Source organism: Pseudoalteromonas sp. BZA4, from assembly GCF_040104395.1.
GTDB lineage: Bacteria > Pseudomonadota > Gammaproteobacteria > Enterobacterales > Alteromonadaceae > Pseudoalteromonas.
The window spans coordinates 1-8,750 of the sequence record NZ_JBECOT010000099.1; the positions used below are offsets into that span (position 1 = coordinate 1).

Genomic DNA, 8,750 nt, shown 5'->3' on the forward strand with positions numbered 1-8,750 from the left:
CATGGCGCTTTTTAAACAAGATACATCTAAGTCAGCTAGTATGGCGAGGAAAAAGAAAATGGCAGGGCTAGACGATGATTACCGCTCAACCCTGTTAGAGTCTGGGATTAAAATGCGCTAGCCGTGTGCTGATCATCAGAAATTGAAGGATAAATCTCACGACCAGGGCTTGCCGTCACGCTTTCGATGCTATTAAGCGGCAACACAAAGCTTGAGTTAGATTGCTTTGCAGGCGAAGAGAACAACCAATACATCACCACCAAGCTAATGACACACAAAGCCACAAACAGCTGGCGGAATTGGGCAGCTGTGATACTAAAACCCACAGGGTTTTCTTTATCGGATGTATCTATTAGCTCGGGCTTTAATAAAACGCGATAACCCGTTTTACGTAATGTCTCTATGTAAGTTTGTTCTGGATCGAGTTCCTTAAATGCTTTTCGTAGATGCCAAATAGCATTTGTTAAGGCTTTTTCACCCACGTAAAAATTGCCCTCCCAAACATTATTGATGAGCTCTTCACGGGTGATTGGTTCGGGGTAACGCGCCACTAAGCAAGCTAACAACTCAATAAACTTAGGCTGCAAAAGCTGTTCACTACCATTGCAGATCAGTTTATTTTCGAGTGGGTTAACAATACATGAGCCCAGCTGATAAACGCGATTAGATGTTTCCATTTACTCTAAATAAAACCCCATTTTAGAAGTACAGCAGTATAAAGCCCTATCAATTTATCGTAAAAGCAGCCCTTTCACCAGCTTTAACGTTGCAAAACGGTTAACAATGAACATTTCTTAAGCCACTGATTTTAAATAAATAGATATTCAATAGATATAAAATAGAGACATAAACGAGCCACCTAAGATTATAGTTAGGTTCACATTTCTATAAAAATTTTTACGTCAATACCGACCAACCAGAGTGTTGCTCACTGTAAATTTTAACTGCCCTTAAAAAGAGCATCACTCTGGTTCTAAAAACTAAAAATAAAACAACTAGGAACGCCTGTGAGAAATCTACTAACCAAACCTTGTGCTATTGCACTTGCTGTTGCCAGTGGTTTTAGCCAACATGCATTTGCCAATGATGCTGAGATTGCCCGCCCTGCCAACACCACTCCAGCAGCTAATGAACAAACTGAAGAGCCGGAAAAAATCGTTGTTACGGGTTCACGTATTAAACGCGATAGCTTTTCAATTCCAACACCGCTGGTCACAATGGACCGCGAAGCCATTGCCGATACAGGTTTAACCAACTTATCAGACATTTTGGTTGATAACATGCCAGCTCTTAGCGAGAGCATAGGTAACACCACCAGCCAATCGAGTGTTTCAGCGACTGGCTTATCGACAGTACAACTACGAGATTTAGGTGCTAACCGTACTCTGACACTGATTGATGGTCGTCGTGTTGTTTCAAACAGCTACAGTGGCAACTATGTCAGTTTAAATACCATTCCGAGCGGTATGGTTGAGCGCGTTGAAATAATCAGTGGCGGTGCATCTGCAACCTATGGTGCCGATGCTGTAGCAGGTGTGGTGAATATTATCACCCAATCCAAAAAAGAAGGCTTTGATTTTAAAGCGAACACGGGTGAAACCACCGATGGCGGCGGTAAAGAATTTACCCTTGATTTAAACTACGGTACCTCGTTTGCTGAAGATCGCGGTTACGCCTATTTCAGTGCCAACTGGGACCGTGATTTCGGTATGACTTTTTATGATCGTAAACGCGCACAAATCGAAGATAGTTACGATTACGATCCAGATCGCATGTGTAACGTAATGCAAACAGCAGATGGCGATCAATGTATGCGTGACATCACACAAGCTGATTGGGTTAGCAAAAGTGATGGTATTCCTGGCGGTGTGTTCTTAGAAAACAGCCGTAACGACACACAGTTTTGGTATGACGGTCAAACTCTACGTGATGACTGGAAAGGCAACGAAGAAATTTACGGTATCAATTCAAATCAATACGTGATGCTTGATGTACCAAGCGATAACGTATCTGCTGCAGTTAAAATTGATTACGATTTAACTGACGATGTGATGTTCTACGCGCAAGTTCAATACAGTGAAAGTGGTTCTTTTAACAATAAGTCGCCTGAAGATGAATACGAAGGTGCGTATGTACCGCGTTACGACCCTACCACTGGCGAGCCCCTTGCTGATGTAGCACCGGGTTACATCCCAATCGACAACCCATATGTTCCGCAAGAAATCCTCGATGCCAACCCATACAAAGATCGTATTTATTGGGATCGCCGCTTCAGTGAAGTGGGTAATATCAGCACCGATAATACCCGTAAAACCATTCGTAGTTGGGCAGGTCTTCAAGGCACATTATTTAACGACGAGTGGGACTGGGATCTATCTGCAAGTTATGGTCGATTTACTCAACACCAAATTCGTAGCAATGAATTAAATACTGTAAAACTTAATCAAGCTTTGCAAGCAGAAGAATTAGCGGATGGCACCATTCAATGTATTGATGAAGCAGCTCGCGCTGAAGGCTGTGTGCCAATTAACTTATTTGGTGAGGGATCTATCACCGAAGAAATGGCTGCTTGGATCCGTACCAACCCAATTATTGATACTGAAATAAAACAATACGGTGTGGTTGGCTACGTAGCGGGTGATTTATTTGAATTACCAGCAGGCTCCGTATCTGCGGTATTTGGTGGTGAATACCGTAAAGACAGCCAAGACCTATCAACCAGCGACGACATGAAAGCAGGCGGTATTACCTTCAACTATGTACCAAATTTTTATGGTGAAGTTGAGGTCTATGAAGCCTTTGCAGAGCTTGCGATCCCACTTTTAAAAGATGCTCCTTTAGCAAAGAATTTAAGCGCAGAAACTTCATTACGTTTGGCTAACTATAGCATGGAAAACGTCAACACCGTTGCCAGCTACAAGCTAGGTGTATTTTGGGAACCAATCGAAGGCTATGCATTTAGAGCAAACTACGCTCGCGCTCAACGTGCCCCCACAATCACAGAGCTTATGTCACCACCGCGTGGCGATTACGACAGCTATGATGATATTTGTGACGGTTTAACGGCAACATCAACTAAAGCAGGTCACGACAACTGCCGCAAAGAGCCGACGTTAGCTGCGCAACTTGCTGCTGATCCTAACTTTGAATTTAGCGATGAGAACAACAGTTACTCTCCAGGGGCAGGTAACGAAAATCTAAAAGAAGAAACCGCTGATACCTATACCTTTGGTGTGACAGTGGCTCCTGCCTTTTTAGAAAACTTTAATCTTGCTGTTGATTACTACGATATTGCTATTGTTGATGCGATTTCGCAGATCAGCAATGAAAACATCATGCGTGAATGTTACGACTCAGAAGCAGCATGGGGTGAAGACAACGTATTTTGTAATGATATTACCCGTAATAGCGAAGGTAACATTATCAAAATTCTTCAGCGTCAATATAACCTCGATGAGCTAACTGCACGTGGTTATGATGTGGTTGCACAGTACAAATTAGACTTAGATAACCTAGGTCAGTTATCGTTTAAACTAGATTACAACCATGTAATCGAAAACTCGCAAACTTATGAAGGCCTTGATGGCAGCTTAGTAACCAGTCACTACGCAGGTTACGGCAGCAGCAAAGATAAAGCCTCAATGTCACTGACATGGCGTAACGATAACTTGCGTATTCGCTGGCGTACAAATTACTTAGGCTCGTTTAAAGCAAGCCAGAGTCTTGAAGAAGATTATCAAGAGTATATTGACGAAAATGATGCCCGCTGTGACGCTGGTGAAGATACTTGTATCAGTAATCCAGAAAAACTTGCCTACCAAGATTATGGTTCGTTCTTAAAACACAGCCTTTCAGCGTCTTACACCATGTCACTTGGTGAACAGAGCCAATTGCGCGTATTCGGTGGTGTGAATAACGTGTTTGATAATAAAGGTGATTTTTATCCATATGGCCGTGGTAACTACTACAGCGCATACGGCGGTGGTGCTGGTCGCTACGTGTATGTAGGTGCTCAATATAGCTTTTAACCGTTTTATATGAAGATCCCCAGCTAGGCTGACATCAAAGGCGCATTTTTATTGCGCCTTTTATCTTTTCCAGCTTTGCATCTCAACTAATCGAGACTCGGTACGTGCATACTCAAATGCCAGTTTTTGGCCTTGATATAAATCGCTAATACCCACCTTGGCCGAAATCACCAGTAATCGGCTGCGATCATAAAACTCATCAACCAAAGCAATAAAGCGCCGTGCTTCATCATCTAAAAAGTGTTCTTGTAAATCCTGCTTTTCTCGCTGATAACTATCTTCAATGCCATGCACAATTTGTTTACCTGTTGCTCCGCGCCCCATTACTGGCACATTGAGTAAATAAACGCGCTGAAAACGCTCTGCCAAATAAATATAATCCGCGGTGCTTCTAGGTCCTGAGCAAAGCGTCATAAAATCAAACATAATGGCGTCTTGAGCGAGCAAGATACAGCTAAGCTCGCGGTGGCAAACCGCTATCGTTGTTTGCCTTTGTATTACTTGCTCTTGCTTTAAAAAGCGCTCTGTTAGCGCCTCTTTGTTATTAATAAAATAATGTGCGGTTTGTTTACCAAACCGAAAGCGATGATCTGTGTCGCCTTCAACACTTAAAACATGGCAATGCTCATTTAATAAATCGATAGTGGGTAAAAATCGTGCTCGCTGTAAACCGTTGCGATATAGCTGCTCCGGTTGACAGTTTGACGTTGCCACTAACACTACTTGCTGCTCAAACAAGGCTTTGAATAAGCCACCTAAGATCATGGCATCACCAATATCAGAAACAAAAAACTCATCAAAACAAATCAAGCGAATGTGCTCTGCCCACTCTTTAGCAATCACCGTCAGCGGATTTTTCTGCCCTTGCAGCTGAGTTAAGCGCTCATGCACTTGCTTCATAAAATGATGAAAGTGCAAACGCTGCTTAGCGTCAATATTAACAAGCCGAAAAAACACGTCCATTAACATGGATTTACCACGCCCTACTGGGCCATATAAATAAACCCCTTTTATTGGCTTAGCGCTTTGCCACCAATGGCTTGGTGCAGCCAATTCTGTGGCTAGATTATCGAGAGCATTAATCGCTGTGCGCTGGGCACGGTCTTCTTGCAAATCACCTTTGGCTATTTGCGCTTGGTAATGCTGTAATATTTGTCCTTGCTGTACTGTCATAGGTAACTAGTATCCGCTATACTCGCCGCCATTGTAGCCGACTAAAAATGTGATCCCAATGAAATTTCCATGCCGTTTAGATAAATTTATTAGCCATATTGCCGAGTTACCTCGCAGCAAAACCAAAGCAGGTATCAAACGTAAATACGCCACTGTTAACGGCGAGGTGATCACCTCATTTGATTATTCAATCAGCCAAGATGATGACGTGCGCTGGCAAGGCGAGCCACTGGTGTTTTTAGGTAAGCGCTACTTCATGCTCCATAAGCCTGCTGGCTATGTATGTGCCAATAAAGATGACCTTCACCCGACTGTATTTGATTTACTTGATGAACCAAATATGAGCGACTTTCATGTTGCAGGCCGTTTAGATATCGATACCACAGGATTAGTGATCATCACTAATGACGGCGACTGGTCACACAAAATTACTGCACCAAAGCATAACAAATTCAAAACGTATTTAGTTGAAACTCAAGAACCTATTGATGAAGAAGCCATTGCAGCGTTAGAGCAAGGGGTGCAATTGCACAACGAAAAAGAGCTAACTCGCCCTGCGGTTGTTGAAAAACTTGCAAGCTACAGCTTACGCCTTTCAATTTGCGAAGGTAAATACCATCAAGTTAAGCGAATGCTTGCTGCTGTAGGTAATAAAGTTGTTGAATTACATCGTGAAAAAATAGCTGACATTACCCTCGACGAAAGCCTTGCAAGCGGTGAATATCGTGCCCTTACAGAAGCCGAACTGAAGCTCTAAATAGGTACTTGAGCAAAACTCATGATAACGCTGTCATTTTTCCTTAATAAAACCAGACAAACGTGGTAAAAGTTAACAGGGGAAATAATAAAGGAGGCTGACTGTGTTATCAGGACTAGCTTTAAAAACAAAAATCACCTTATTTGCTATCGCTATGTTTATTGCGTTATCTGCGATAGCGTTACTTGGCTTACAATCTTTACGCCATGCCAGCGAAAGCGACAACATCGCGCGTATCAACCAGCTCATGAAGAGCACCACTAATATTGTTGAGCAATTTGAATTGATGGTTAAAAACAATCAACTCGAAGAAGCACAAGCAAAAAAGCTCGCTATTCAGGTACTTCGAGAAAATAAATACCACGACTCAGAATATGTGTATGTCGTCGACAACAACTTAGATTTTGTCGCCACTCCGCACGATCCAGAACTACACGGCACCAGCTTTAACGATTTTAAAGATGCCAGCGGCAACAGTATCGGCCGTATGGTCGAAAATCTCGTGGGCAACACGACCAATAAAATCATCACCTATCACTGGGATTCAGTGCGAGATGGTGAAACCGTTGATTTAACCTCTGTAGTACAAAAAACACCGCTGTTTGGCTGGTATGTTGGTACAGGCATTAGTGCCAAAGAAGTTGATGAACGTTATTGGAATACTGCAAAGTGGTTGCTCGGCTTATCTATGCTTATTGCCATTGCACTGACCTTTGCTATTGCTCGCTTTGGCTCATCGCTCACTAATGCCTTAGGCGGCGAAATTGATGAAGTAATCGGTATTGTAAAAAACGTCTCTCGTGGCAACTTAAACTCACATATTCGCCAAGATGCCCCACCTGAGAGCATTATTGCTGCCATGCATTATATGCAGCAAGGGTTACGTGGCGTTGTTGGCGGTATCAAAGGGGTTACAGATAGCTTAAAAAATCAAAGTGTTGATAACGAATCTCGCTCTGTTGAACTCGACAAACTGACTCGTAGCCTAAACGAAGAAACTCAAATGGTTGCTTCAGCTATTACCGAGTTAACAGCCTCAGCGCAAACCGTTGTAGAACATGCTGAACAAGCAGCTTACTCAGTGCAAGAAGCTGAGCAACAAGGTCAAAGTGCCAGCCACTTAACCAGCGAGGCTGCTGATACCATCGCGCTTTTAGAGCAGCAAATTGACAGCGCTGGTAATAATATTCAAGTGCTTGATGATGAAGTAAATAACATCGCAAATGTGCTGAGTGTTATTCAAGGTATTGCCGAACAAACTAACTTACTTGCGCTTAACGCAGCGATAGAAGCTGCCCGTGCAGGTGAACAAGGACGAGGCTTTGCTGTTGTTGCTGATGAAGTTCGCGGGCTTGCTCAGCGCACACAAACCAGTACTGAAGAAATCCGCAATATGATTGGCAAACTACAAGCTGCAACCCAAGATGCCAAATCATCTGTTTCGCTTAGTATTAGTACCAGTGAACAAACCGTTGAAAAGTCGACTAAAGCCAATGAAGAGCTAAAACGCGTTGCCAGCTCACTCAGCGCAATTGCACAAATGAGCCATCAGATAGCCATTGCTGCGAAAGAGCAACTTGATGCAGGTGAAGACACTGCCAAACGCATCGTAACTATCTCAGACACGGCTTCACAAACAGCTAATGTATCTAATCAGGCTCATACAGCAACCGATTTGATCAAAGGTCTTACAAGCAATTTAGAAACTGAAACCGCTAAATTCAGTTAATTTAAATCAACTTAAAACGAAAAAGCCCAGCAACTGCTGGGCTTTTTCGTTTTAAGTTCGTATTAAGACTTTATTTGTACCAAATCAAAATCGGCCATACCAGGCACCATTTGTTGTAATCGTGATTCGGTGACATCTAATGAGTTCAAACACTCACAATACTCAGAGGCTTTCATCTCTAATTGCTCTGCTTTCTTTTGTAGTGATTTGTCAATTTCAGTTGAGATGATATCCATACGCTGCCCCATATCATTGATACGGTCTTCGATATTACCTTCGCGCGATTTAAAAGCATCGCCTAGCGAGACTAAAATAGCGCCAAGTGAGCCATGCACTGCAGAGTGAATTTTTTGGCTGATTTCTTTGGTAAAAAAGTCATCTATTTTCGACAGCGACTGCGGAGCAATAAAGAAAAAGTCATCACCACGCTTAAATTTATCCATCAGCGCACGCTCAACATATTGCAGCTGAGTTTTTAACACTTCTGGCTCTTTGTCTGACATGCCCTCAACAACTTGCTCGATGGCACTTAAGCCAAGGTTTACACCATCGGTCGCCAAGTCAACAAGTTCAGGGACTGTTTGCCTAATACCTCGACTAAACTGCTCTACAACTTTGCTTTCATCTGGGCTTAAATCAACCCAATAACCTCTTATAAACAATTGGTTATCGTTATTGATCTGTACGCGAGTTTGACCTTTATCAACAATACGAATGACATCATCAGTGATGATTAAGCCATGGCTTAGCTCTACATCGCATTGTTTTTTTTCTAAGGTTGCGTAACTGGAAAAGCTAGAGAATGTAATGGCCGCTGCTAACAACGAGCGAGAAAAGAACGCCATATACACCTCAAAAAGACAAAAAAGGAAGGCCGCTAGATTAGCAAATATCCAATTTTATGCAAGTAAAACGCCTAGCTATGCTAGGCGTCTTACACGGCTAGCGCATTTTAATCCCAGACTCTAACAGGGTTGAGCGGTAATCATCGTCTAGCCCTGCCATTTTCTTTTTCCTCGCCATACTAGCTGACTTAGATGTATCTTGTTTAAAAAGCGCCATG

The 8,750-nt window shown here is 42.7% G+C and carries 6 protein-coding genes and 2 pseudogenes; 4 read left to right on the plus strand and 4 right to left on the minus strand.

Translation table 11 applies throughout. From position 1 onward, the window contains the following. Window positions 1-121: pseudogene (locus ABMY41_RS20815) on the plus strand (ISAs1 family transposase); the annotation flags it as partial. Here ABMY41_RS20815 and ABMY41_RS20820 read toward each other — a convergent pair. Continuing rightward, the gene (locus ABMY41_RS20820) at window positions 108-677 is read right to left on the minus strand and encodes a winged helix-turn-helix domain-containing protein (protein WP_349276146.1); all 570 of its coding nucleotides are present in this window, start codon (window positions 675-677) and stop codon (window positions 108-110) included. The pseudogene ABMY41_RS20815 and the gene ABMY41_RS20820 overlap by 14 nt on opposite strands. Window positions 678-1,007: 330 nt before the next feature. Between ABMY41_RS20820 and ABMY41_RS20825 the strand changes: the two genes are divergently transcribed. Continuing rightward, window positions 1,008-4,028: a TonB-dependent receptor gene (locus ABMY41_RS20825; protein ID WP_349276147.1), complete on the plus strand. Its 3,021-nt coding sequence runs from the start codon at window positions 1,008-1,010 to the stop codon at window positions 4,026-4,028. Between the two features lie 60 nt (window positions 4,029-4,088). Here ABMY41_RS20825 and zapE read toward each other — a convergent pair whose 3' ends face one another. After that, the gene (zapE, locus tag ABMY41_RS20830; protein ID WP_349276148.1) at window positions 4,089-5,201 is read right to left on the minus strand and encodes a cell division protein ZapE; all 1,113 of its coding nucleotides are present in this window, start codon (window positions 5,199-5,201) and stop codon (window positions 4,089-4,091) included. A gap of 58 nt (window positions 5,202-5,259) precedes the next feature. Between zapE and rsuA the strand changes: the two genes are divergently transcribed. Next, a complete protein-coding gene (gene rsuA, locus ABMY41_RS20835; protein ID WP_062566459.1) occupies window positions 5,260-5,958 on the plus strand; it encodes a 16S rRNA pseudouridine(516) synthase RsuA in 699 nt (232 codons plus the stop codon). Between the two features lie 154 nt (window positions 5,959-6,112). Then, on the plus strand, window positions 6,113-7,687 hold the full coding sequence (locus ABMY41_RS20840; RefSeq protein ID WP_349276150.1) for a methyl-accepting chemotaxis protein: 1,575 nt from the start codon (window positions 6,113-6,115) through the stop codon (window positions 7,685-7,687). A 62-nt stretch (window positions 7,688-7,749) separates the two neighbouring features. On the opposite strand, the gene ABMY41_RS20845 is transcribed toward ABMY41_RS20840, so the two are convergent. Together ABMY41_RS20845 and ABMY41_RS20850 are read right to left on the minus strand one after the other, a co-directional pair. After that, complete coding sequence (locus tag ABMY41_RS20845) at window positions 7,750-8,532, minus strand: YggN family protein (protein ID WP_058585861.1); 783 nt, start codon at window positions 8,530-8,532, stop codon at window positions 7,750-7,752. Window positions 8,533-8,629: 97 nt separating this feature from the next. Next, window positions 8,630-8,750 (minus strand): annotated as a pseudogene (locus ABMY41_RS20850) (ISAs1 family transposase); the annotation flags it as partial.